The following is a 24,965-nucleotide window of genomic DNA, read 5'->3' as shown; positions in this document are numbered from 1 at the left end:
CGCACGCGGAAACAAGCGCAACGCAGCAGGCCAGAAGGGTGAATGCCCGGAGACATCTTCCACCGCGCGAAACCCGATTCATTGTCAGCCTATTCTGTGGGCTCGACAGTCGCGTGGCCGCGAGACGTCCCTGCGCCATCCTGGAACCCGGCAATGGCTTCCCTTCGCGCACCGGCGATCGCCCCTTCAAGGATCTCCGCTCTCAGACCTGAGTCCTTGCCAAAGTTCTCGGCCCAGCCCCGGTAAAAATCTCTCACGCTCTCCTGAGTGCTCGTGAAATTATATTTACTTTCCACATCGCCCTTCGCCGCCTCTTGGGGCAGGTCCCTCTTGATATGCTCCACAACCGCGGAAGACAGTTCCTCCTGAGCCCAACCAACCGGAGTTGACACAAGGGCCCCGCCCCCTCCGTCACCTCCCAGGTTTCCGGTCCCGAGACCTACAAATCTGTTCACCCACTCGCTCGCTTCATCCGCCTTCTCGTTGAAGTCCCTGGCCTCCGCGACCTTGTCGTCAAACAGCGCGTCGGCTCGGGCCTCACTGAGAACTCCGTTGACATATGCCCCGCCCACTACGGCGTCGCCGACATAGTCGCGGACATCGCTGGCATCGGCTCCATGAGGGAGATCGCGCATCACTGCCTGCAAGTGCTCCACTGTGTACATCTGCTGGGATGCCTGAACCACCCCGTACCCGTACGGGTCGCGTCCCACCTGGTTCAGGGTCTCGTGAAGCGCGCCCGCGTCGAAGTTCGCCACGTGACCTCTTACGGGGAGTTCCTTGTCCCCGTACATTTCTCGCTGTACGTTTCCTGGGTAGTCGGCGATCATCTCGCCGAGCGTTCCCCGGAATCCGGTGAAGTCCTCGCCCTTGGCGAGCGGTGAGACCTCCCCCTCCCGGGCAGGCCCACCGAACACCCGCACGGCCTCTTCCATGACTCCGGCGTTCTCCGCCGAGTGAAGCGGGGCGTCCTTGGTCACCACGGCGTCCGGAAGGCGTCCCGTGGCGCCGGCCTTCAGCGCGGCCTCGAAACCTTCCCGCGCATCCTTGTCGAGTTTGCCGTGATCGTCGTAGCGACCGGTATCGACGATCTCCCAGTCCCGGTCGTGGACGAGGTACTTCATGCGGTCGTTCTTGCTGACCTCGTCGTCGGACAGGTCTGCGTCGGATGCGGGATCCAGGTAGCCTGCGGCGATCTCCGGGTCCTTGGACATGATTCTCAGAAGACCGTCATACGGATCGTTTTCGAAGGTGCTGTTCCTCATCTCAGGAAGAAGGCTTCCTTCGGAGACTCCCTTGTCGAAGCCCCCGTGGTCCCAGATGTCGGGGTGCTTCTCCTCTGCGGCACGGATGTCGTCGCCCAGGTCGTAGAGCATCTGCGGAGAGTAGCCGTCGCCGTGTTTCATGAGGGTGATCAGGCTCTGATAGCCGCGGCCTTGGTAGGAACTGCCACCGACACCACCGGCGTCCCGCAGCGTGTAGGACCACTCGTCGGCGCCCGCTTTTCGCATGTGCTCGCGCCACTTGCCATAGAAGGCGCCATCCTGGCTGCCGAGCCAGGATGTGTACTTCTTGCCGTACTCGAGTGAACTCGGCTTGATCTTCTTGCCATTCCCGTCACGGAAGACCGGGACTCTCGTCGCCGAGGCCAGTGACGTGGCCAGCGATTTCTCCATGCCGAGGTAGGCGCCTTGATTGTCCTTGTCGACGCGGTAGGCCAACGCGTTCAGCTGGTTCGTCGCATCGATGAGCCCGTCGGGCCGCAAGGAGTTGAGCAGCGTGCGGCTGAACTGTTCGTCGTCGGGGTCCGTCCGGAGGAGTACCTGCAACTCGTGCCGTTCGGCTGGGCTCAGCCCGCCGTTCTGCTCACGTGAGTCGAGGCGTTCGATCAGGGCGGCGGCGCGCTTGCCGGCGTACTTCTCCACATCTCCGACGGCCTCGCTGTTGAACCCGCCGTCCTCGCCCTTGCCGTCCTCGTCCGTGGCGGCGGCCTTGAGGGTGAGCATGTTTTCCTGGTCCACGTCGTCGACGTGTTTGACCGCGTCCCTGATGCGGCCGTTCCACTTGGTCTCCTCGTCAGCGCGGCCGGGGTCGCGCAGCGCGCTCTGTGCCTCGCCGCTCGTCATGCCGCTGGTGTCGAGGTTGCACTTGCCGTACGCGTCGACCTTCATGCCGCCCTCGTGGACGGCTTGGTCGCGGACCGTCTTGAGGTGTTCGCGGGCGGCGGTGAGCCGGTTGTGGCAGTCGTCCAGCAGATCCGCGATCTTTCCCGCCTGCTTCTTGGCCGCGGCGAACTCGTGTGCGGTGATCTTCGAGGACTTCCAGAAGGCGTCCGCCGACTCTCCTGACCAGCCCTTGAGCCTTTTCCGGACGCTGCCGTGGTAGGCGTCGTGGAAGATGTCGCAGCGGTCCCTCAGGATGCGCCAGTTCTTGGCTGTTTCGGTGAGGGAGGAGAAGTCGGCGTTCATGATGTCGTGGTAGGTCAGTTCCACGTCGCGCGCCTCACAGGTCGTTGAGACGGCTGCCGTGCACCGGCTCGAGCGCCTTGTTGAGGCTGCGGACCCGGTCGGCTTCCGAGACCTCGAACGCGGTCTTGGTGCCGTACAGGGCGTTCATCTCGCCACGTAAGCGGTGGGAGATCTTCTGCCACGCCTCGCCCCAGCGCTCCAGGCAGAAGTCCAGGCCCTTGCGGGTGTCCCAGCCGCGCAGGACGCCGTGGGTGGTGTTGCTGCTGCCGAAGACGCTGGTCGAGGCGAGTGTCGCCTTGCCGCCCTCGTAGGTGGCCGCCGGGCCGAGGTCTTCCTTGATGAACTTGGCGGCGGCTGCCTTGTCGGAGGGCGTGACGACCAGGTCCGCCCTGCCTCCGCCCCCTGTCGGGGCGCTCCCGGCCCCGTTGAGTCGCATGGCGGTCTCACTCGCGCGGGACCACTCCTGCTCGAAGGACATGCCTTCCCCCCTGTCGTCGGCGAACTCGATCCCCCGTGTTCTCGCACCGCGCTTTGTGTCCGTGTGGGTGCGTACCGTGACAAGGGGTGACCATACAGTCCCCCGGACGCCTGGCGTCAACTGTTGCCGGCCGGTGGTCTGCGGACTACGCGGCTCCGGTGCGGGCGGCCATGTGGCGTTGGCGGGCCGCCTCGTAGAGGACGGCGGTGGCGGCGTTGGCGGCGTTGAGGGAGCTGGCGGCGCCGTGCATGGGGATGCGTGCGGTGCGGTGGCTGCGGTCGCGCCAGGCGTTGCTGAGGCCCGTGGTCTCGTTGCCGATCAGGAGGAGGGTCGGTCCTGTCAGGTCGGTGTCGTGGAGGAGGTCGTCGCCGGCTTCGTCGGTGCCGACGAGGGTGATGTCGTGGTGGCGCAGCCAGGCGTCGAGGTCGCGGGGCGAGGGGATGCGGACGGCGGGGAGGGAGAAGAGGGATCCGGTGGAGGCGCGGACGGACTTGGGGTCGTAGACGTCGGCGGCGTGGCCCGTGACGACGAGGCCGTCGGCGCCGAAGGCGTCGGCGGAGCGGATGAGGGTGCCGATGTTGCCGGGGCTGGTGGGGCGGTCGAAGAGGACGCCGAGGAAGGAGGGGCCGACGGGGATGCGGCTCAGGTCGTCGTCGGGCATGCGGGCGACGGCGACCAGTTCGGCGTCGCCCTCCTCGCGTTCGCTCAGTTCGGCGAGGAGTTCGGGGGCCATGGCGACGCGGTCGCCTGGCACCTCGGGTGCCTCCAGGAGGGAGCGCGCCCAGTCGGTGAGGCGGCGGCCCGCCGGGTGGAGGAGGGCGGTGAGCGGCCAGCCGTGTTCGACGGCCAGCGTGAGGGGGCGTACGCCCTGGACGAGGAACTCCCCGCCGCGCTGCCGCTTGGTGCGGTTGGCCAGGAGGGCGTGCCACTGCTGGAAACGGGCGTTGCGGGTCGTGATCCGCACGGTGTGCATGCGGGCGAGCGTAGCCGCCGGGGCTCGCCGAAGCGGGCGAGGGAAGCCGTCGCGGCATGCCCGGGCGGGCGGGGGAAGGGCCGTGGCACGCCCAGACGGGCGGGGGGGGAGTCGCCAAGAAGAGGATGTGCCGGTCCATAAACGTCGGGTGCACCATGTGGAGATCTTGAGACGGCTGGCCACTCAAGTGGCGAGCGGCCTGACTCGCATGTTCTGCTCTTCGCACAGTCGGGCGGAACCGCTGCTACCGGTTTCGGATGTGCCCGTTTTTCCGGGCCTGTCCTGGCCCGACTGATGAGCGCCCTGATCGGTTATTCACGCCGCCTGGGGTGATTCCCCCTCATAAAACCGGAAGCAATGAAGGGAAACGCATTCATGCGTCACCACATCGAGACCGCTGAGCTTGCCGACGCCGAGCTGGACGCCGTTTCCGGCGGCATCCTCAACGAGGCCGTGAACGAGGCCGGCGCGACCGTCGGCGGCGTGGAAGGCCTGGTCGGCAACACCGTCAACGGCGTCAGCACCGACGGCCTGCCCAGCGTCGGCGTCACCCTGGGCGCCCAGTCCTGAACGAGTCGCCCGGCGCGTGAAGGTGTCATCGGCTGACATAAGCCTGTCACTGACCGACACCTTCACCACGCCGTACCGGAACCGCTCGTCATTCCGGTGACGCGGGCCCGAACCATAAGCCCCGGACTTCGTTCCGGGGCTTATGTGTTACGTTCATGCGCCGTTGTCGCCCGCTCTGTGGCCGACTTGGGTGAAACAGTGAAGGAAAGGTGACGTGGAGTTCCGGAAAAAGGCGCTGGCAAAATTGCAGTCGCCGGAAGAACTCGACGTTCCGGTGCGGTTCGCACGGCCGCAGGGCCTGCTCGTTCTCCTCGTCACCCTGATCGTCATGGCGGTGGGCTGCGTGTGGTCCTTCACCGGCACGGTGTCCTCCAAGCTGACCGCGCCCGGCGTGCTCACCCACGCGGAGGGCAGCTACGTGCTGCAAAGCCCCGTCGCGGGGCAGGTGATTGCCGTGCACGTGAAGGAGGGCGAGACGGTCGCGGACGGCGCGGCCGTGGTGAGCGTACGGACCGACCGCGGGGTGCGGGCGGTGCGCACGGTGGCGCGCGGCCGGGTCACCTCGCTGGCAGCCGAGATCGGTTCGGTCGTCACCACGGGCGCGGACGTGGCCACCGTCGAGCGGGTCAAGAGCGCGGACGACCCTCTCGTCGCGATGCTCTACGTTCCCGCCGACAAGGGAGCGGCCCTCCCGGTGGGGGCCACCGTCGACCTGACCGTCGGCTCGGCGCCCGCCGACCGGTTCGGGCAACTGCGCGGCACCGTCAAGGCCGTCGGGCGCGTCCCGCGCACCGCACAGCAGATCAGCGGCTTCCTGGGCGACCGTGAACTCGCCGAGCGGTTCACCCGCGGCGGCAAGCCCCGCGCGGTGCTGGTCTCCCTGCAACGCTCGTCGGCGACCCGGTCGGGCTACGCGTGGTCGCGCGAGGACGGGCCGCCCTTCACGCTCGAGACGGCGACGCCGGTCAGCGGCGCCGTCCACCTCGCCGCGCAGCGGCCCGTCGACTGGCTGCTGCCGTGAGCGGCACGCCCGAGACGCCCGCGCCCCGCGCCGGTGACCGTGACGGTGCCCGCGGCCGTGACCCGCGGCGCAGCCGGCACCGCAACGAGCACCGGGCCCGCCCCGCGGCCAGGACGCCGGGGCCGAGGACCCCGGGGCCCAAGGCGCCCGGGCCCAAGGCGCGCGGGAGTGTCCGTACGCCCACGGTGCTCCAGATGGAGGCGGTCGAGTGCGGCGCCGCGGCGCTGGCCATGGTGCTCGGCCACCACGGGCGCCACGTGCCGCTGGAGGAGCTGCGGATCGCCTGCGGCGTCTCCCGGGACGGCTCCCGGGCGAGCAGTCTGCTGAAGGCGGCGCGCGGATACGGGCTGACGGCAAAGGGCATGCAGATGGAGCCGGCGGCGCTGGCCGAGGTGCGGGCGCCGGCCGTGCTGTTCTGGGAGTTCAACCACTACGTCGTCTTCGACGGGATGGGCCGCCGCTTCGGCCGCCGCGGCGTGCACATCAACGACCCGGCGCGCGGGCGCCGCTTCGTGCCGATGGAGGAGTTCGACACCGCGTTCACCGGGGTGGTGCTCACCTTCGCTCCGGGCGAGTCCTTCCGCAGGGGCGGCCGCAAGCCGGGCGTCCTGGGTGCGGTGCCCGCGCGGCTGCGCGGCACGTCGGGGGCGATGCTGGCCGCGGTGGTGGCCAGCTTCCTGCTGGTGGTCGTCGGCGCGGCGGTGCCCGCGCTGAGCCGTACGTACATCGACACCTTCGTCTTCGCCGGTCAGGACTCGCTGCTGGGCGTGCTGTTCGCGGTGATGAGCGCGGCCCTCGTGCTGACGGCGGTGCTCACCGGGCTCCAGCAGGGCAATCTGCTGCGGGCCCGGCTGATCTCCTCGACGCTGACCAGCGCACGCTTCCTGCGCCACCTGCTGCGGCTGCCCGTGACGTTCTTCGCGCAGCGCAACCCGGCCGACCTGGTGCAGCGCTTGCAGTCCAACGACACGGTGGCCGAGACCCTGGCCAGGGACCTGGCGGCGGCGGGCGTGGACGCGGTGGTCGTCGTCGCGTACGCGGTACTGCTGTGGACCTACGACCCCCAACTGACGCTGATCGGCGTCGGGATCGCGCTGTTGAACGTCGTCGCCATGCGGGTCGTGATCAGACTGCGCGCGACGGGGACGCAGAAGCTGCGCGCCGACCGGGCGAAGCTCACCAACACCTCATACAGCGGTCTCCAGCTCATCGAGACGATGAAGGCGACCGGCGGCGAGGCGGGGCACTTCCGGCGCTGGGCGGGGCAGCACGCCACCACCCTCGACGTGCAGCAGCGGCTGGGGGTGCCCAGCGCGGCGCTCGCCGTCGTGGCGCCGACGCTGGCCGCGCTCAACAGCGCCGCGATCCTGCTGATCGGCGGGGTGCGCGCCGTGGACGGTGCCCTCACGGCGGGCCTGCTGGTGGCCTTCCAGGCGCTGGTCACCAGCTTCACCGCGCCGCTGACCCGGCTGAACGCGGTGACGGGCCGCATCCAGGACTTCGCCGCCGACGTCGCGCGCCTCAAGGACGTCGAGACGTTCCCCGCCGACCCTCTCTACACGCGCCGCGAACCGCCCGCCGGCACCCGGCGGCTGGCCGGACACGTGACGCTGGAGAACGTCACCTTCGGCTACAACCCGCTCGACAAGCCGCTGCTGACCGGGTTGTCACTGGCGGTCGGTCCTGGAAGGCAGCTCGCGCTCGTCGGCGGCTCGGGCAGCGGCAAGTCCACCGTCTCGCGCCTGCTGGCCGGGCTCTACACGCCGTGGGAGGGCGCCATCCGCATCGACGGGCAGCGCCTGGAGGACCTGCCGCGCGGCTCGCTGGCCGCCTCCGTCTCCTTCGTCGACCAGGACGTGTTCCTCTTCGAGGGCACGGTGCGCGACAACGTGGCGCTGTGGGACCCGTCTTTGACCGACGAGGCGGTTCAGGTCGCGCTGCGGGACGCCGCGCTGTACGAGGACGTCGCGCGGCGGCCCGGCGGCGTCCGCAGCCGCGTCGAACAGGACGGCCGCAACTTCTCCGGCGGGCAGCGGCAGCGGCTGGAGATCGCCCGCGCGCTGGTGCGCGACCCCAGCGTCCTCGTGCTGGACGAGGTGACCAGCGCGCTGGACGCCGAGACCGAGGCCGTCATCATCGACAACCTGCGCCGCCGCGGCTGCGCCTGCGTGGTGATCGCGCACCGGCTGAGCACCGTGCGCGACAGCGACGAGATCGTGGTGCTGGAGCGGGGCGCCGTCGCCGAGCGGGGGCGCCACGAGGAACTGCTGGCCGCCCAGGGCCCGTACGCGCGGCTCGTGCGGGAACACTGAGTCCGGCCCAGGAAACCCGAGGAAACCCCAGGGAAACCGAGGTACCAGGTGACGTACGCACAGCCGGCCCACCAGCAGCCGCAGCAGGTCTCCCCCGCGGCCGACGTGGTGCTCTCGCACTTCGCGGGGCTTGGCACGGCGGTGTGGCACACGCCCGGCAGCGGCATGTCGCTGGAGGGGCCGCACGTGCTGTGGCTGGTGGCCGAGGGCGCGATGGACGTCTTCGCGGTGGACGCGGACAGGGAAGGGCACTGGCACTTCCTGGGCAGGCTGGAGGCGGGCACGCTGCTGCTCGGCCCGGTCCAGGGCCCGCGCCACACCCTGGTGGGACGGCCGGTGCGCGGCGGGGTGCTGCGCCGGATACCGCTGCGGGAGCTGGCCTGGGACGGGTACGCGGACCCGTGGGCGCAGCAGGCCGGCAGCTACGCGGACCCGTGGACGGCGCAGCAGGTGCTCGGGCCGCTGGAGGACGCGTTCGCGCGAGGCGTCGGGCGGAGCCTGCGGGTGCTGTTCGAGGCGCCGCTGGACGGGCAGCCCCAGCAGGGGGCCCCGTACGAGTCGCCGGACGAGTCGCGGTACGGCGGCGCGGGGGGCGACGAGGACATCTTGTGGATGCCGCTGGCCCCCGGCTGCGTGCGGTACGGCACGGACGCCGCCGCGTTCCTGATCGACGGGCCGACCTGGCAGCACATGGTCGACCAGTTGACGAGGCTGCTGCTGACCCTGGACCGCTGGATCGAACGGCTGGAGCGCGCCCACGAGGACCGTACGGCCGCCGGCATCGAGGCGGGCGAGGCCGTGCGCGAGGAGGCCGACCAGGCGCTGCTCGCCTCGCTCGGCGGCACGGGCCGTGACCAGGGCGGTGCGGGCGGCAGCGGCGGGGATGACGCCGTGGTGGCCGTCTGCCGGGCCGTCGCCGAGGCCGCGGGGGTCACGCTGCACGTCCCGGACGACGGCCTGCCCCCCGGCGACCGTACGGACCCCGTCGAGCGCCTCGCGCACCACTCGCGGTTGCGCACCCGGCCCGTGCGGCTCGCGGGCACCTGGTGGAAGCAGAACGCGGGGCCGCTGGTGGGCAGGCGGGCGGCCAGCGGCGCCCCGGTCGCGCTGCTGTGGCGGCGCGGCCGGTACGAGGCGGTGCAGCCGGGCAGCGGCAGCCGGTGGCGGATCGGCAGCCGGAACGCGGCCACGCTCGCGCCGCGGGCGCAGATGTTCTACCGCCCGCTGCCCGAGGAGCCGCTGCCCGCGCGGCGGCTGCTGCGCTTCGCGCTGCACGGCGCCCGCGGCGATCTGCTGACCCTGGTGGCGTGCGGTCTGGTGGCCGTCGCTCTCGGCGCGCTGGTGCCGGTGGCCACCGGGCAGGTGCTCGGCGTGTACGTGCCGAACGCGGAGAAGGGGCTCATCGCGCAGGCAGCGGCCGCGATCGTGGGCACGACGGTGATGGCCGCGGCGTTCATGCTGGTGCAGAACACCTCACTGCTGCGCCTCGAGGGGCGGATCGAGGCCTCCTTGCAGCCGGCCGTGTGGGACCGGCTGCTGCGGCTGCCGACCCGGTTCTTCGCGGAGCGCTCCACCGGGGAGCTGGCCAGCGCGGCGCTGGGCGTCAGCTCGATCCGGCGGGTGCTGTCGGGCATCAGCTCCGTCGTGGTGCAGTCGGGCACGGTGGCCGCGGTCAACCTGGTGCTGCTACTGGTCCACAGCGTGTCGCTGGCGCTGATGGCGCTGGGTGTGCTGGCCGTCATCGCGACGGTCTTCGCGGGGCTGGGCCTGTGGCAGCTGCGCTGGCAGCGGCAGTTGGTGGCGCTGAACAACAAGCTCAACAACCGGGCCTTCCAGACGCTGCGCGGGCTGCCGAAGCTGCGCGTCGCGGCGGCCGAGTCGTTCGCGTACGCGGCCTGGGCCACCGACTTCGCGCGCAGCCGCGAGCTCCAGCGGCGGGTGGGCCGCATCCGCAACCTCAGCACCGTCGTCAACGCGGTCTACCTGCCGCTGGCGATGCTGCTGCTGTTCGTGCTGCTGGCGGGCCCTGCCCGGGGCTCCCTGAGCCCCAGCGGGTTCCTCACCTTCACCACGGCCATGACGATGATGCTCACCTCCGTCACGCAGCTGACCAACTCGCTGATCTCGGCCGCCGCCACGCTGCCGATGTACGAGCAGCTGAGGCCCGTGCTCCGGGAGCCGCCCGAGGTGCGTGGCGGCAGCGTGCGGCCCGGTGAGCTGAGCGGCGCGGTCGAGGCCCGCGAGGTGACCTTCCGCTACACCGAGGACGGGCCGCTGGTGCTGGACGGGGTCACCCTGCGGGTGCGGCCCGGCGAGTTCGTCGCCGTCGTCGGGCCCAGTGGCTGCGGCAAGTCGACGCTGCTGCGGATGCTGATCGGCTTCGAGAGGCCCACCTCGGGCGAGGTCCGCTTCGACGGGCAGGACCTCGCCGCCCTCGACCAGGCGGCGGTGCGGCGCCAGTGCGGGGTCGTGCTCCAGAACGCGCAGCCGCACGCGGGCTCCATCCTGGAGTGCATCTGCGGCGCCGAGACGTTCCCGCTGGAGGAGGTGTGGGAGGCGGCACGGATGGCGGGGGTGGCCGACGACATCAAGGCCATGCCGATGGGGCTGCACACCGTGCTGTCCGACGGCGGCGGCACCGTCTCCGGCGGCCAGCGGCAGCGTTTGATGATCGCCCAGGCGCTGGTGCGGCGTCCCCGCGTCCTCTTCTTCGACGAGGCGACCAGCGCGCTGGACAACGAGACCCAGCGGGTGGTGGCCGAGTCCACGCGTGCCCTGCGGGCGACCCGGGTGGTGATCGCCCACCGGCTGTCGACCGTCATGGACGCCGACCGCGTGCTGGTCATGTCCGAGGGGCGGGTGGTGCAGGAGGGCGCCCCCGCCGCCCTGCTCGCGGACGCCGCGGGGCCCTTCCACGACCTGGTGCGGCGCCAGAGGTACTGAGGTGCCGCCGAACCGTCACCCCCTTGGGGGGTGACGGTCTGGCACATGTACCCAGGGGCTCCGGCTCCGGGTACGCGACGCCGGTTTCCGGGACGCCGGCGCGGGGCGACCGTATCGTAGGGAGAAACGGTCAAACGAAAGGGTCACCGCCGTGCGCGAGGGGGCCGCCGCAAGGCGGGAGAGGGTGCTGGAAGCGGTACGGACACGGGGCGAGGTGCGGGTCACCGTGCTGGCGGAGGAGCTCGGCGTCTCCGTCGTCACCCTGCGGCGCGACGTGGAGGAGCTGGCCCGCCGGGGCGAGGTGCAGCGGGGGCACGGGGTGGCGAGGTCGCCGTCCTCCGTACCCAGGCCGCGCGGGATCTGGCCGGTGGACGGATCGGCTCCGGCGGTCGGGCTGATCGTTCCCGAGCACCACTCCTACCTCTTCGAGGCGGTACGCGGCGCCCGAGCCGCGCTGGAGGAGGCCGGGGTGCGGATGGCCCTGCACATCGCCCGGCACCACCCCGGCGCCGAAGAGGCCATGGCACGCCAGGCGTTGGAGCAGGGCGCCCGCGGCCTGCTGGTCTCGCCGCGCTGGCGCGGCGCCGAAGCGGCCGCGCTCGACGCCCAGTGGCTGGCCGAACTGCCCGTACCGGCCGTGCTGATGGAGCGCAGGCCCCCGCCGGGATCCCCCTTGCACGCGCACGACTCGGTGTGCAGCGACCACTGGTACGGCGCGCACCTGGCGCTCGACCACCTGGTCTCACTGGGGCACCGGCGGATCGTGCTGGCGGCGCGGGACGACAGCCCGACCGCCCGCACGCTGCGCGCCGCCTTCGCGCAGATCGCCTCCCGGCGCCCCGAGGTGGAGGAGTGGGCGGTGGTGCTCACGGCGGGTTCCGCTGCCGCCTCGGCGCCCGACCCGACCCGCAGGCCGGGGACGGACGAGCACGAGGCGTCGCTGGTGGACCTGCGCGCCGTGCTGCGCGAGCACGGCGCGACCGCCGCGGTGCTGCACGCGGACGTGGACGCGCTGATGCTGGTGCAGCAGTTGCGCGAGGGCGGCGTGCGGGTGCCCGAGGACTGTTCGGTGGTGGCCTACGACGACGTGGTGGCGGGGTTGGGCAGTCCGCCGCTGACGGCGGTGGCCCCGCCGACGGAGGCGATCGGACGGGCGGCGGCCGAGCTGCTGCTGCACCGGGTGGGGCGGCCGACGGGCGCGGCGCCCGAGGCGGTGCGCCGGATGGAGCTGCTGCCCGAGCTGAAGGTGCGCGGTTCGGCCGTGCGGGCCCCGGCGGGCTGAGCGGGCGCGGCCCCACGCGTCCCGGGGCGGCGTCAACACCCGCCGTCACCCGATCGTTTGACCGCTTTTCTTTCTTCTGATCGTTCCATTGACCTCATTCGTTCGAGCGATCAGGATGCCGGTGTTCCCCTCCTCTCCCGAAGGAGGCACCACCGTGCACGGCCGACGTTCTCCGCGGCTCTCCGGCAACACCCGCACCCGCACCCCCCGCACCGCCCGTTCCCTCCTGACGGCGCTCGCCGCGCTGCCGCTGCTGCTGACCGCCGCCTGCTCGGGCGGCGGCGCCGGCGCGGTGACGGAGCGCGCCGGCGCACCCGTCCACCTGACGTTCTGGTCGGCCCTGCGCGGCAGCCAGGAGGTCGTGGACGCCTACAACAGCAGCCAGGACCGCGTCCACGTCGACTTCGAGCAGGTCCCCTCCGGACAGCAGGGCGGATACGCCAAGCTGAGCAACGCCGCCCGCGCGGGCAACGCGCCCGACGTCGCGACGATCGAGTACCCCCAGGTGCCGGGCTTCGCCATCGACGGCGTGGCCCGCGACCTCACCGGCCTGATCGACACGCGGCTGCGCGAGAAGCTGCTGCCGCAGGCGCTCGACCTCACCACGTTCGAGGGCCGCACCTTCAGCGTGCCGCTCGACGTCGAACCGATGGTCTTCCTCTACCGCCGCGACCTGTTCGACAAGCACGGCATCGACGTGCCCCGCACCTGGGACGAGTTCGAGGAAGCCGCCCGCGAGGTCAAGCGGGCGGCCCCGGGATCGCGGATCGCCACCTTCCCCACCGACGGCGGCCACCACCTGGCCGGACTCGCCTGGCAGGCCGGCGGCCGCTGGTTCGACACCCGCGACGAGTCCTGGACCGTGTCCATGACCGACGGGCCGACCCGCCGAGTGGCCGCATACTGGCAGCGGCTCATCGACCAGGGCCTGGTCTTCCTGAACCCCGTCGACACCCAGGCCGGGACCGCGCAGGTCGGCCGCGGTGAGGTCTTCGGCAAGGTGACCGCGGCCTGGGACGCGGGCGGGATGATGTCGGCCCAGCCGGGCCAGAAAGGCAAATGGGGCGTGGCCCCGCTCCCCCAGTGGGACGAGCGCCACCCGAGCCTGGGCGTGATGGGCGGCTCCACCTTCGCCGTCACCAAGGACAGCGCCCACCCGAGGGCGGCCATGGACTTCATCGAGTGGCAGGTCTCCAGCCCCGACTCGCTCAAGGCCCGGCTCTCCAGCGGGATCAGCAGCCAGTACCCGGCCGCCGGCGGTCTTGTGCCCGTCGCCCGCGAGGCGATGGACACCAGCTACTTCGGCGGACAGGACATCTACGCGCTCTTCCGGCGCGAGGCCGCCCTCATCTCGCGGCGCTGGACGTGGGGACCGCGGATGACGGCGACCCTCAAGACCGTGCAGACCGGACTGGCCCGCGCGGGCGGCGGCGAGGGCACCGTCCTCGCCGCCCTCGAAGAAGGGCAGCGCTCGACGATGCCGGATTTGACGTCCCTCGGGCTCGACGCGCGGGAGGGACGGCGATGAGTACCGCACCGACGCCCGCCGCCCCCGCGAACACCCTCGCGCCCGCGGCGACATCCCAGGGCCGTACCGCGCGGACGCGGGGAACGGCGCGGCGGCGCGCGATGGGGGCGTGCGCCGCGCTGATGACACCGTTCTTCGTGCTGCTGGTCCTCGTCTTCCTCGTCCCCGTGGGCGGCGCCGTCTACCTGAGCTTCTTCAGCGACGACCAGCCCGGTCTCGGCTTCGGCCCCGAACGCACCGTCTTCGCGGGGCTGCGCAGCTACGAGGCGGTCCTCACCGACCCCACCTTCCTGGCAGGACTGGGCACCACGGCGCTCTACTGCCTCATCTACGTCCCGTCCATGGTGGCGCTGGCGCTCCTGCTGGCCCTGCTGCTCGACTCGGGAGCGGCCAGGCTGCGGCGCACCGCGCAGCTCTCGCTCTTCCTGCCGCACGCCGTGCCGGGCATCATCGCCGCCGTCATCTGGCTGTACCTGTACACGCCGGGGCTCAGCCCGGTCGTCGAGCTGCTCGGCAAGGGCGGCGTCTCCCTCGACCTGCTCGGCGTGGACACCGTGCTGCCGTCCATCGTCAACATCGCGATGTGGAGCAACCTCGGCTACAACGTCGTCATCTTCTACGCCGCGCTCCAGGCCGTCCCGCGCGAGTTGACGGAGGCGGCGCTCGTGGACGGCGCGGGGCCCGTGCGCACCGCGCTGCGCGTCAAAGTACCGCTGGTGCGCAGCTCCGGCGTGATGGTCGTGATGTTCACGCTCATCTGGTCCCTCCAGCTGTTCACCGAGCCGATGCTGCTCAGCCAGGCCACACCGGTGGTCGGCGGCCGCTACACGCCGAACATGTACATCTACGACGCCGCCTTCACCCGCAACAACTACGGCCTCGCGGCGGCGGCCTCGGTGGTCCTGCTCGCCGTCACCGTCGCCCTGTCCTACGGGCTGAGCCGGTGGAGCAACCGCGCCGGCCACGCGAGCGGCTCCAGCGAGGAGGGTTTTGGATGAGCGCCCCCACCACCCCGCGCGCACCGCTGGGGTCCGGCGCCCCGCGCGGGCCCCGCCCCCGGCGTACGCGCCGCGCCGCGCGCGCCGGGCACACGGCGGCGTCTGCCAGGCCCAGGCTGCTGGGCCGGGTCGCCGTCAACGCGGTCGTCGGACTGTCCGTCCTCTACACGCTGCTGCCCGTCCTGTGGCTGCTGCTCGCCTCCGCCAAGAACCGCGGGGCGCTCTTCCGCAGCGACCTGCTCTCCCTCGGCGACTTCTCCTTCGCCGACAACCTCGCGGCCCTCTTCGCCATGGAGGACGGCATCTACGGCCGCTGGTACCTCAACAGCCTGCTGTACGCGGTGGCCGGCGCGGCCGTCTCCACGATGATCAGCGTCGCCTGCGGGTACGCCTTCGACAAGTACCGCTTCCGGGGCAAGGAGAAGCTGTTCGGACTCGTCCTGGCGGGCGTGATGGTGCCACCCACGGTGCTGGCCCTCCCGCTGTACCTGATGGCGTCCGAGGTAGGAATGGTCAACACTTTCTGGTCGGTGTTCGTCCCCGTCCTCTTCAACCCCTTCGGCGTGTACCTGGGACGCGTTTTCAGCCAGGGGTACGTGCCCGACGAGGTGCTGGAGGCCGCGCGGATGGACGGCGCGGGCGAGTTGGCCTCCTACTTCCGGGTGGCCCTGCGGATGCTGGGGCCCGGGCTGGTGACGGTCTTCCTGTTCCAGCTCACGGCCATCTGGAACAACTTCTTCCTGCCCATGGTGATGTTGTCCGACCAGAAACTGTTCCCGGTCAGCCTCGGGCTGTACGTATGGAACAGTGCCGCCGTGGTGACGCCCGACTACTACCCCGTCGTCATCTCCGGCTCGCTCCTGGCGGTCCTGCCGCTGATCGCCGCTTTCGTCCTCCTCCAGCGCCACTGGAGGTCCGGGCTGACGGCGGGCAGCGTCAAGTGAGACCGCCCACGGACCACCGACGCGACCACGCACCCGACGCCAGGAGCCCCATGCCCGACCCCGGCACCGCCCCCACCCGCGCCACGGGACCCGAACCCGCCACCACCGCCGGACACGCCCCCGCCACTCGACCCGCCGCGGCCCTCGCCATGGGCCGCGAGGCAGCGGACGCGGTACTCAAACCCGCGGTCAGGCGCCGCCTCGGCGAGGCCGTCGACCTGGCCCCCGCCCTCCTCACGGACTTCACCACGGCGACGGCCAGGGAAACCCTCGCCACCACCGAACTGCTGGTCACCGGCTGGGGCTGCCCGCCCCTGGACGCCACGGCCCTCGCCCACGCGCCGCGGCTGCGTGCCGTGGCGCACACGGCGGGCAGCGTCAAGGGCCACGTCACACAGGAGTGCTGGGCGCGCGGCATCGAGGTCTCCTCGGCGGCGGCGGCCAACGCCGCACCGGTCGCCGAGTACACGCTCGCCATGATCCTGCTCGCGAACAAGCGCGTCCTGCACACGGCCCGCGCGTACGCCGCGCGGCGAGGCCGCCAGGAGCGGCTCTCGGCCGACCCGACGCTGGGCAACTACCGGCGCACCGTGGGCATCGTGAGCGCGTCCCTCGTCGGGCGCCGGGTGATCGAGCTGCTGCGCGCGCACGAACTGCGGGTGCTGCTCCACGACCCGTACGTCACCGAGGCGGAGGCGGCGGCGCTGGGCGCGACGAAGACGGGGCTGCCCGGCCTGTTCGCCGCCTCCGACACGGTCAGCGTCCACGCCCCTCTCCTGCCGGCGACCCGCGGCCTGGTGAGCCGTGAGCTGCTGGCCCTCCTCAGGGACGGCGGGACGCTCGTCAACACGGCGCGGGGTGCGGTGATCGACCAGGAGGCGCTGACCGACGAGGTGCTGGCGGGCCGCCTGCACGCGGTGCTGGACGTCACGGAGCCGGAGGTGCTGCCCGCGGGACATCCGCTGTGGGGATGCGAGAACGTGCTGCTCACCCCGCACCTGGCCGGTTCGCAGGGCAACGAGCTCGACCGGCTGGCCGAGTCGGCCGTCCAGGAGGTGCACCGCTGGGCGGCGGGCGAGGGGTTCGCCCACGCGGTGCCCCCCGAGCGAAGGGAGCTGCTGGCGTGAACGGCGTGCACGGAGCGGGAGGGGCGGGCGTGAGCGGGCCGGGCGGCGTGGAGCCGCTGACCATGCCGGCACACGACCGTGCGCTGAGCCCGTACACCGGCTACACCCGCGCCCACTGGGAGGCGGTGGCCGACGGCCTGCTGCGGGCCGCCTGGCGGTGGGCCACCCCGCACGGCGCGCTGCTCCACCTGCCGGGGCGCGCGTCCGTGTCGGGAACGCGTTCCGACGGTCTCGAAGGGTACGCGCGCACGTTCCTCGCAGCGGCGTTCCGTGTCGCGGGAGCGGGCGGCCACGACCCGGCGAACCTGCTGGAGCGGTACGCCGACGGGCTGCGCGCCGGGACCCGCACGCCGGGGCGCCCGGACGCCGAGTCGTGGCCCGAGGTGCTGGACCACACGGTCGCGGGACAGCCGATGGTGGAGGCGGCGTCGGTGGCACTGGCGCTGCGGCTGACCAAGCCGTGGCTGTGGGACCGGCTGGAGGAACCCGCACGGGAAAGCACCGAGGCGTGGCTGCGGGGCGCGCTGCGGCGCTCCCCCGCGCCGAACAACTGGTACCTCTTCCCGCTCTCGGTGGCCGGGTTCCTCGACGCGGCCGGGCGCGGGGACGCCGAGACGCAGACCGCGACCGAACGGGGGCTGGCTCTGCTGGAGGGCTGGTGGCGGGGCGAGGGGTGGTACGCCGACGGCGACGGGCGCGCCTTCGACCACTACAACGGCTGGGCCCTGCACCTGTACCCCCTGCTGCACGCGCACTTGGCGGGCGAGGAGGACCGCTCGGCACGGTACGGGGCGCGGCTGCGCGCGCACCTGGAGAGCTACGCGCTGCTGTTCGGCGGCGACGGCGCGCCGGTCCACTTCGGCCGCTCCCTCACCTACCGGTTCGCGGCGGGCACCGCCGTCGGCCTCGGCGCGCTGACCGGGCACACGCCACTTTCGCCCGGCGTCTCGCGCCGCCTGCTGAGCGGAACACTGCGCTACTTCCTGGACCGGGGAGCCCTCGACGCGGACGGGCTGCTCTCGCTCGGCTGGCACGGCGGGCACGAACCGACCGTGCAGCACTACTCGGGCCCCGCCTCCCCCTACTGGGCGTCGAAGTGCTTCGTCGCGCTGCTGGCGCCGCCCGAGGACCCGCTGTGGACGGCCGTCGAGGAGGCCGCGCCGAGCGAGGGCACGGACCGCGCGCTGGCGGTGGCGGCGCCGGGCTTCCTCATCCAGTCGACCGGCCACGACGGGCTCGTGAGGCTGCACAACCACGGCAGCGACAACGTGCACGCCGACGAGGGGGAGGCGCACGAGCGGCAGGATCCGCTGTACGCGCGGTTCGCGTACTCGACCCGGACCGGGCCGACCGCGCGCGACAACCCGCCCGACAACCACCTGGCGCTCGCGCTCCCCTCCAGGCCCGGGCGGTGGAGCGCCCGCAGACGCATCCATCCGCTGGGGGCGGGCTCGGCGGCGGACGGCGGCTGGGGCTGGGCGGCGTCCTGGCACCGCCCCGCCTTCCCTGCGGACGTGCCCCGGGTGCCGGGGCTGCGGGTGGAGAGCGTGACGGTGGTACGCGGCAGCTGGGAGGTGCGGGCACACCGCGTTCTGGGCGCCCCCGCCGGTACGCGCCTGCGGCTGACGGGCTGGGCGGCCGGTGACGAGGTCGCCTCGGCGCTGCTGCCCGCGTACGGGCTGGAGACGGTGGAGCCGCTGCCCGCTCCGCACGGCACGGCGTACGCGCGGTGGGTGCGGGTCCCGGCGCTGGAGGGCGAGGTGGCGGGTGCCCGGGTGTGTGTGGCGCTCGTATCGCTGGGTGCCGGCACCGCCCTGACCCCGGCGCCCGAGGTCTCGGTCGCGGACAGCACGGTGACGGTCAGATGGGGGAACGAGGCCGTCCCGGCCGGGGTCGGCATCGGATTCGACCCACCGGCGGCCGAGGCCCAGTGACCGGTCGGCAGCCCGCATGCCGACTGCCCGCCACCCCGGGGGAAGGCGGCGGGCAGTCGGGGTACGGGCCCGTACGGATCAGCGGGGATCAGTACGGTCGGTACGGATCGGTACGGTCGGTACGGCTCAGTACGGGCCGTTGACGTTGTCGATCGAACCGTACCGGTCGGCCGCGTAGTTGCACGCGGCGACGATGTTGGCGACCGGGTCGCGCAGGTCGTTCGCGGTGCCCTCGACGTGGTAGGAGTCGAACGTGGGCTGGATGACCTGGAGCAGGCCGATCGACGGCGTGCCGTTCTGGGCGTTGATGTCCCAGTCGTTGGAGATGTCCGGGTCGCCGCCGGACTCCCGCATGATGTTGCGGTGAATGCCCTCGTAGCTGCCCGGGATGCCGTGCTGCTTCATGACACCCAGCGCCTCGTTGATCCAGCCGTCCAGGTTGTCCGACTGGGTCGTGCGGACCTCGCCCGAGGGCTGGGCGGCGGTCTGGCCGGCGCCCTGGGTCTTTTCACCCTCGCTCTCGCCCTGCTTGGCGTCGGCGGACGCGGACAGGCTCAGCTCCTGGCCGGGGCGGATCAGGTTCGGGTCGTCGCCGATGGTCTGCCGGTTGGCCTCGTAGACGGCCTTCCAGCCGCCCTTCACGTCGTGGCTGGTCGCGATGTGGTACAGGGTGTCGCCGCCCGCGACGGTGTACTCCTGCGAAGCCTCGGACTTCTGCTCGCTCTTCACCTGCTGGGTGGCGGCAGGCGCCTGGGCGTGCGCGGCGGCCGGGGCCGGCGCGGCGCTGGCGCTGCCCGCGGTCAGCAGCGGAGCCGCGATTCCCGCACCGCTCGCGGCGAGCACGAGCGAAATACGGGAAAGACGACGGGTGTGGAAGGTGTGACGCACGCGGCCATGAAGGTCACGGAACATGGGGGTGTCCTCTCCTGGCGCCTGCGAGGTGAGCTGTCGGATTCGGGCTGGAGTTGCCCGGCCATTTCCGCGCACCGAGTACGCGGAGCTGACTTCACCCCAAGCCGGGCCACGGTGTGCGGCACGGCACTTACCTGGGTCCCCCGCTCCTGCCGAAAGGGTCTGGTGAGCATTCCACCGGCCGGGCGGCAGGATTCGGCGCCCCGGTAGTGGATCTCCCGACGGGCGTGGTTGTCGGAAGCGAGGACACAGAAACACAGCGAATTCGTTTTGAACAAGACGATCAGGGGGAATTACTAAAAAGCCTAGTAATTGATCAACGAATTTCTCCACGCTGCGCTGTGGATCATTTTCTCAGCGTGAAAAGCGGTTGCGCACCGATTTCTTCGAAATGGCCCTGCGCGTAGGGCTCTTGACACCCGGAGGCGATTCTCGGCGCCACTCGGGGAAGTGCCGGTGTGATTCACGACACGAAGCCCACGTAAACCGGGCAAATCGCCCCTAGTAGGCCATGACGGTTCTTGTGGCCATAAGTTGAGGGATTACCTGGCGGATGCGCTGCTCGGCACAGCAACAGCCGGCCCCCGTGGCTCCCGCACCGGTGCGGGAGCCACGGGGGCCACGGGCGGCGCGCAATAGAGAGGAGGGCTGCCTGGGGGTGGAGCCGGCAAAACAGGGCCCCCTCACGGAGCCAGGGGATCGCGTGAGAGGGCCGGCGGGGTCGGCCGTCGCCTACCCCGCGTCCTCGTCGGAGCCCCGGCCGCGGTCGCGCCAGCGCGGATCCTGCTCCCACTCGGAGGTACGCTCCCGCGCCGTCTCCAGCGCGCGTTCCGCCTCCTCGCGGCTGGCGTAGGGGCCCATCCGGTTCTTGCCCGGGGACTGCGGCCCCTCCTCCACCGTGCCGTTGTCCACGTTGAAGAACCACTCACCGGGCCTGCCGACCGTCTTGCGCTTGAACAAAGCCATGGGTCCATCGTCGCGCACGGGAGGGCCTGATCTCAGTGGACAGGCCCGATTAGACTCGCGGACATGTCTGGCCAGTCACTCCTCGTCCCCGGCACGCTCTCCCCGCCCCGGGGCGTCCCCACCTCGATCCCGCGCCCCGAGTACGTCGGCAAACCCGCGCCCGCCCCGTACGACGGGCCCCACGTGCAGGACGCCGAGACGGTCGAGAAGATGCGCGTCGCCGGACGGATCGCGGCGCGCGCCATGGAAGAGGCCGCCAAGCACATCGCGCCCGGCGTCACCACCGACAAACTGGACGAGGTGGCGCACGCGTACATGGTCGACCACGGTGCCTACCCCTCCACGCTGGGCTACCGCTCCTTCCCCAAGTCCCTGTGCACCTCGGTCAACGAGGTGATCTGCCACGGCATCCCCGACTCCACCGTGCTGCGCGACGGCGACATCGTGAACCTCGACGTGACCGCCTACCTGGACGGCGTCCACGGCGACAACAACGCCACCTACCTGTGCGGCGAGGTCGACGAGGAGTCGCAGGCTCTTGTCGAGCGCACGCGGGAGTCGCTGAACCGCGCGATCAAGGCCGTCAAACCGGGCCGTCAGCTCAACATCATCGGCCGCGTCATCGAGTCCTACGCCAAGCGCTTCGGCTACGGCGTCGTCCGCGACTTCACCGGGCACGGCATCAACAGTTCCTTCCACTCCGGGCTGATCGTCCCGCACTACGACGACCCCCGCGCGACGACGGTCATCCGCCCCGGCATGACCTTCACCATCGAGCCGATGCTGACGCTGGGCACCCACGAGTGGGACATGTGGGAGGACGGCTGGACGGTCGTCACCAAGGACCGCAGGCGCACCGCGCAGTTCGAACACACGCTGGTCGTCACGGAGACGGGCGCGGACATCCTGACGCTCCCGTAAGGCGCGCGCCCGGGCGCATTCCCGCGCGGACAGCGGGGTACGGGTTTCCCGACAGGGTGTCGGCAACTGCTTGACTTAGGTAAGCCTAAGTAGCAGGATCGCTCCCTGTCGGCGCACCCACGCCCGACGCCGTCCACCCACGGGAGCCAGCTGTGTCCTCCGCCTCCTCGCCCGCGACGGACTTCTCCACCCGCATCCGCACCGCCTCGCAAAGCCTGCACACCGAGGCCAACACCTCGACCTTCATGAGCGACATGCTCGGCGGGGGGCTCGGCGTGGCCGCGTACACCCGCTACACCGAACAGCTCTGGTTCATCTACAGCGCGCTGGAAAGCGCCGCGCCCGCCCTGGCCGACGACCCGGTGGCCGGGCCCTTCCTCCGTGACGAACTCCTCCGGCTGCCCGCGCTGGAACGCGACCTGGCCCACCTGCACGCAGGCGAGACGGCCTGGCGCAGGACCGTGTCACCCCTGCCGGCCACCGCCGCCTACGCCGACCGCATCGCCCAGGTCGCCCGCGAGTGGCCCGGCGGCTACGTCGCCCACCACTACACCCGCTACCTCGGCGACCTCTCCGGCGGCCAGGTCGTCCGGGCCACCGCCGAGAAGACCTGGGGCTTCGCGCACAAGGGCGACGGCGTCCGCTTCTACGTCTTCGACCGCATCGGCAATCCCGCCGCGTTCAAACGCGAATACCGCGCGCTGCTGGACGCGCTCCCCTGCGACGAACTGGAGCAGCACCGCATCGTGGACGAGTGCAAGAACGCGTTCACCCTCAACGTGGCCGTCTTCCGCGAGCTCGGCGCCCGCTTCCCCCTGTCCGCCTGAATCCCATCACCACGGGAGGGCTGCCCACTCAGCGCACGGTGCAGCCCTCCTTCTTCTTTTCTCCCTGGACGAATTCCTTCGCGAACCGGAGGGTGGTGTCGCGGGTGACCTCCGCGCCTTCTGCTTTTTCGGCGAAGGAGAAGCGGAAGGAGAGGGAGTCGGCCGCTTTCGTGCCGCAGGGGGTGGACAGGTGGAGACGGTTGTCTCCCTGTACGGCCCAGTGGGTTCCGCTCATGTGGACGTTCCGGGCGTGCTCCAGTGATTCCAGGGAGCTGTGGCGGTCGTCCTCGGTGAGCGGTTCGTCCAGCTCGGTGATGTCGACGCTCACGGCGAGCGGACCGTCGACGACGACTGTCTGGCAGCCGGTCACGGTCCCGTCGTCGTCGATCAGGCGCCGGGACTGGTGCAGTTTCTCCCCGTCCGGGAGCAGCGGCTCGACCACGCTGCCGGGCATCGGCACGTCGCAGATCCGGTGGGGGACGGCGTACTCGCGTCCCCCACCGGAGCAGCCGGCGAGGGAGAGAAGGCCCGCGGCGGCGAGTGCCACCGCTGCGGTCTTTCGTGTGGTGGGCGTGTTCACTGGTCTCCCGAATCCTCCCGGGCGTTGGCCTTGCCGTCGTTCGCCGCAGCGTCGATCTTGGACCAGGATCCGTGGTCCTCGGAGTACCCGTCGTGCTGGCGCGCCCAGTCGGAGTTCGTGCGGTACCACTCGTCCTTAAGCCCCTGCAACCGCTGCTGTTGGAGCTCGGCGACGTCCTTGTTGTCGCCCGAGACGCCCGCCTCGATGCGGGCGGTCTCGTCCTCGACGAGCATCTTGCTGAGGCCGAACGCCGCGTTGGCGGCGTGCCCGCCGCCGGGGAGGAACGAGGCCGCCTCGGCGAACACCAGGTAGCCGCCGGTACCGGTGGGGCCCCAGCCCGCTTCCTTGAGATCGGCGGCCTTCTTGTCGCCGATCGCCTGGTAGCGGGCCTCTTCCAGGAATCCGACGGTGCGGCCCGAGCGGTCGAGGCTGTCCTCGGGGCTCTCCGCCTCCGCGTGGATGTCCCGGACCATCGCGGCGTTCATACCGTCGTTGAGGATCTGGTAGCTGTGCGGATCCCGGGAGACCTGCTTGGAGACCTCCAGGAGATCGTCCCTGTCGAGCGTCTGCTCCTCGCCCGAGCCACCCATGGTCAGGTGCGCGTCTGTGCCGTGGTTGCCGATGAGTTTGGCCATGTCGTCGCGGAGTTCGGCCGGCATCTCGTCCTTCTGGCCGGCCAGTCGGTCCAGGGCCTTGTCGAACACGTCGTTGTGCGCGGTGGTGTGCTTGACGTACTCGGCGGCCGGGTCGTCGGGGTTCATGCCGCTGCCCGCGGCGAACAGCGCGTCGCCGAGGGCCTCGCGGGAGGGCAGCTTGACGCCGTCGTCGGGGCCCGTGCTGTCGGGCCGGTCCTCGTCGAACCAGACGCGACCGCCGTGGTCCTGGTCCTTGAGGAAGTAGTCGGCCCTGTCGGGGTCGTCGAAGACGCTGGTCGCCGCGTCGGGGTTGTGGCTGAGCGCCTTGAGGTAGCCGGTCATCGGGTCGGCCCCGGTGGACTTGTCGCCGGGGTCGAGGTCGGTGCCCATGCCGACCAGTCCCCATGCGGAGGGGGCGTCCGGCTTGCTGCGTTCGAACTTGTAGACGGCGTCGCCGTACTTGTCGAGGAAGCCGTCGTCGAACTTGCCCTTGCCCATGAGGCTGCTCATGATCTGGAAGCCGTAGGGCTTGGCCATGATGCCCTCGTGGCCGAACTGCTTGGTGCCGGCGTTGATGATGTCGTTCTCCCACTTGGCCATCGCGGGGCTGTCGACGCGGGTGGCGTTGGCCAGGGTCATGCTGAGGTTGCCCTGGATGTGGTCGAGCAGCTTGGCGCGGTCGCCTGTGGGGGTGTCGCCGTGGCCGGGGTCGGCCAGGTCGCGCCAGAACTGGAGGGTGCCTTCGGCGCCCATGCCGGTGGCGAAGTTCTCGGTGAAGGCGGGGTTGTCGCGCTGGTCGCGGAGGGTCTCGTTGAACTTCTTGAGTTCCTTCTCGTCCAGCTCCCACACCTTGACGTCGCCGTCCTTGAGGCGCTTCGTCCAGTACTGGGCGTCCGCCTTGCCCTGTCTGCGGTCGGCCTTCTTGAGGGAGTCGGCCGCGGATCCGGAGAAGTCGTGCTTGCGTTTGGCCATGGCGCGCAGTTCGCGGGCCGCGATGCGGTTGCTCTCGCCGGCCTCCCACAGCACTCTTTTGACTCTCTTCTCGGCCGCGTCGAGCTCTGCCTGGGTGGGGGGTTTGATGTCCGCGTCGCCCGCGGCGGCACCGGAGGGCACCGAGCCCTTCACCGCGTTGTTGTCGTGGACGTAGACGTTGTCCTTGGCGACGTCGGTGACGACGGTCTCCAGGTCTTCCTTGTGCTGTTTGAAGGCTTTGCGAGCGCTCTTGAGGATGCCGAGGACGTCTTCGGCCTCCTCGACCAGTTCGGAGAACTGGGTGGCGGTCTTGGTGACGAACTCCCTGGTGACGGTGGCGTTCTTGCCGGCCCAGGTGGCCTTGGCCGCGGCGGAGCTGAGACCTGTGGCGGTCACGCCGGCGCCCTTCGAGCCCCCGCCGCCGTTTCCACCGGCGCCGCCGCCCTTACCCCCCTCACCGGTGGCGAGGGTGCGGAGCCGCTCGACCGTCTCCGTCCAGTCCGTGATCGCGGTGTTGAGTTTCCCCAGCCGCAGGTCGCGCAGCTGTCCCACTGTGGGTATGTCCATGGCGCCC

The 24,965-nt window shown here is 71.1% G+C and carries 19 protein-coding genes and 1 riboswitch; of the genes, 12 read left to right on the top strand and 7 right to left on the bottom strand.

The window, feature by feature from the left end; all coding sequences use genetic code 11:
• Nucleotides 1–89: 89 nt before the first annotated feature.
• From DQ392_RS28640 to DQ392_RS28630, 3 genes are all read right to left on the bottom strand, one after another.
• Complete coding sequence (locus DQ392_RS28640) at nucleotides 90–2,492, bottom strand: DUF6571 family protein (protein WP_114018547.1); 2,403 nt, start codon at nucleotides 2,490–2,492, stop codon at nucleotides 90–92.
• A gap of 10 nt (nucleotides 2,493–2,502) precedes the next feature.
• Nucleotides 2,503–2,946 carry a hypothetical protein gene (locus DQ392_RS28635; RefSeq protein WP_114018546.1) on the bottom strand — a complete coding sequence of 148 codons (444 nt, stop codon included), beginning with the start codon at nucleotides 2,944–2,946 and terminating at the stop codon, nucleotides 2,503–2,505.
• Nucleotides 2,947–3,091: 145 nt separating this feature from the next.
• Nucleotides 3,092–3,919, bottom strand: a complete 828-nt coding sequence (locus DQ392_RS28630; protein WP_114018545.1) for a TrmH family RNA methyltransferase — start codon at nucleotides 3,917–3,919, stop codon at nucleotides 3,092–3,094.
• A gap of 375 nt (nucleotides 3,920–4,294) precedes the next feature.
• Between DQ392_RS28630 and DQ392_RS28625 the strand changes: the two genes are divergently transcribed.
• The 10 genes from DQ392_RS28625 (at nucleotide 4,295) to DQ392_RS28580 (ending at nucleotide 18,578) form a co-directional block, all read left to right on the top strand.
• The gene (locus tag DQ392_RS28625; RefSeq protein WP_114018544.1) at nucleotides 4,295–4,489 is read left to right on the top strand and encodes a type A2 lantipeptide; all 195 of its coding nucleotides are present in this window, start codon (nucleotides 4,295–4,297) and stop codon (nucleotides 4,487–4,489) included.
• 214 nt (nucleotides 4,490–4,703) lie between these two features.
• A complete protein-coding gene (locus DQ392_RS28620) occupies nucleotides 4,704–5,510 on the top strand; it encodes a biotin/lipoyl-containing protein (RefSeq protein ID WP_114018543.1) in 807 nt (268 codons plus the stop codon).
• A 194-nt stretch (nucleotides 5,511–5,704) separates the two neighbouring features.
• Nucleotides 5,705–7,822 carry an NHLP family bacteriocin export ABC transporter peptidase/permease/ATPase subunit gene (locus DQ392_RS28615; protein WP_245982107.1) on the top strand — a complete coding sequence of 706 codons (2,118 nt, stop codon included), beginning with the start codon at nucleotides 5,705–5,707 and terminating at the stop codon, nucleotides 7,820–7,822.
• 48 nt (nucleotides 7,823–7,870) lie between these two features.
• Nucleotides 7,871–10,765, top strand: coding sequence for an NHLP bacteriocin export ABC transporter permease/ATPase subunit (locus tag DQ392_RS28610; protein ID WP_245982056.1), 2,895 nt, complete (start codon nucleotides 7,871–7,873; stop codon nucleotides 10,763–10,765).
• Between the two features lie 151 nt (nucleotides 10,766–10,916).
• A complete protein-coding gene (locus tag DQ392_RS28605; RefSeq protein WP_114018541.1) occupies nucleotides 10,917–12,047 on the top strand; it encodes a substrate-binding domain-containing protein in 1,131 nt (376 codons plus the stop codon).
• A gap of 154 nt (nucleotides 12,048–12,201) precedes the next feature.
• The gene (locus DQ392_RS28600) at nucleotides 12,202–13,575 is read left to right on the top strand and encodes an ABC transporter substrate-binding protein (RefSeq protein WP_245982055.1); all 1,374 of its coding nucleotides are present in this window, start codon (nucleotides 12,202–12,204) and stop codon (nucleotides 13,573–13,575) included.
• Entirely contained in the window at nucleotides 13,572–14,573 is a 1,002-nt protein-coding gene (locus DQ392_RS28595) for a carbohydrate ABC transporter permease (RefSeq protein ID WP_114018539.1), read from the top strand. Before DQ392_RS28600 ends, DQ392_RS28595 begins: the two co-directional genes overlap by 4 nt.
• The gene (locus tag DQ392_RS28590) at nucleotides 14,570–15,517 is read left to right on the top strand and encodes a carbohydrate ABC transporter permease (protein WP_114018538.1); all 948 of its coding nucleotides are present in this window, start codon (nucleotides 14,570–14,572) and stop codon (nucleotides 15,515–15,517) included. Before DQ392_RS28595 ends, DQ392_RS28590 begins: the two co-directional genes overlap by 4 nt.
• 149 nt (nucleotides 15,518–15,666) lie before the next feature.
• A complete protein-coding gene (locus DQ392_RS28585; protein WP_245982105.1) occupies nucleotides 15,667–16,644 on the top strand; it encodes a hydroxyacid dehydrogenase in 978 nt (325 codons plus the stop codon).
• A gap of 62 nt (nucleotides 16,645–16,706) precedes the next feature.
• Nucleotides 16,707–18,578, top strand: a complete 1,872-nt coding sequence (locus tag DQ392_RS28580; RefSeq protein WP_114018685.1) for a DUF2264 domain-containing protein — start codon at nucleotides 16,707–16,709, stop codon at nucleotides 18,576–18,578.
• 126 nt (nucleotides 18,579–18,704) lie between these two features.
• Here the strand turns inward: DQ392_RS28580 and DQ392_RS28575 are convergent, their stop codons facing one another.
• Together DQ392_RS28575 and DQ392_RS28570 are read right to left on the bottom strand one after the other, a co-directional pair.
• Nucleotides 18,705–19,490 (bottom strand): transglycosylase SLT domain-containing protein, encoded by a 786-nt coding sequence (locus tag DQ392_RS28575; protein WP_114018536.1) that lies wholly within the window; start codon nucleotides 19,488–19,490, stop codon nucleotides 18,705–18,707.
• Between the two features lie 4 nt (nucleotides 19,491–19,494).
• Nucleotides 19,495–19,668: riboswitch (cyclic di-AMP (ydaO/yuaA leader) on the bottom strand.
• 554 nt (nucleotides 19,669–20,222) lie between these two features.
• A complete protein-coding gene (locus tag DQ392_RS28570; RefSeq protein ID WP_114018535.1) occupies nucleotides 20,223–20,456 on the bottom strand; it encodes a hypothetical protein in 234 nt (77 codons plus the stop codon).
• Nucleotides 20,457–20,519: 63 nt separating this feature from the next.
• On the opposite strand from DQ392_RS28570, the gene map reads away from it, so the two are divergent.
• Both map and DQ392_RS28560 read left to right on the top strand, forming a co-directional pair.
• Nucleotides 20,520–21,377 (top strand): type I methionyl aminopeptidase, encoded by an 858-nt coding sequence (gene map / locus DQ392_RS28565; protein ID WP_114018534.1) that lies wholly within the window; start codon nucleotides 20,520–20,522, stop codon nucleotides 21,375–21,377.
• A gap of 152 nt (nucleotides 21,378–21,529) precedes the next feature.
• Complete coding sequence (locus DQ392_RS28560; RefSeq protein ID WP_114018533.1) at nucleotides 21,530–22,204, top strand: biliverdin-producing heme oxygenase; 675 nt, start codon at nucleotides 21,530–21,532, stop codon at nucleotides 22,202–22,204.
• Nucleotides 22,205–22,232: 28 nt separating this feature from the next.
• Here the strand turns inward: DQ392_RS28560 and DQ392_RS28555 are convergent, their stop codons facing one another.
• Nucleotides 22,233–22,784, bottom strand: coding sequence for a hypothetical protein (locus DQ392_RS28555; RefSeq protein WP_114018532.1), 552 nt, complete (start codon nucleotides 22,782–22,784; stop codon nucleotides 22,233–22,235).
• On the bottom strand, nucleotides 22,781–24,958 hold the full coding sequence (locus tag DQ392_RS28550; protein WP_147266588.1) for a hypothetical protein: 2,178 nt from the start codon (nucleotides 24,956–24,958) through the stop codon (nucleotides 22,781–22,783). The genes DQ392_RS28555 and DQ392_RS28550 overlap by 4 nt, the downstream gene beginning before the upstream one ends.
• Between the last annotated feature and the right edge of the window lie 7 nt (nucleotides 24,959–24,965).

The sequence above is a fragment of the Streptomyces reniochalinae genome, from assembly GCF_003323735.1.
In the GTDB taxonomy this organism is placed as follows: Bacteria; Actinomycetota; Actinomycetes; order Streptomycetales; family Streptomycetaceae; genus Streptomyces; species Streptomyces reniochalinae.
The sequence above is the reverse complement of the archived record's forward strand: the minus strand, read 5'-3'. Positions and strand labels throughout refer to the sequence as shown.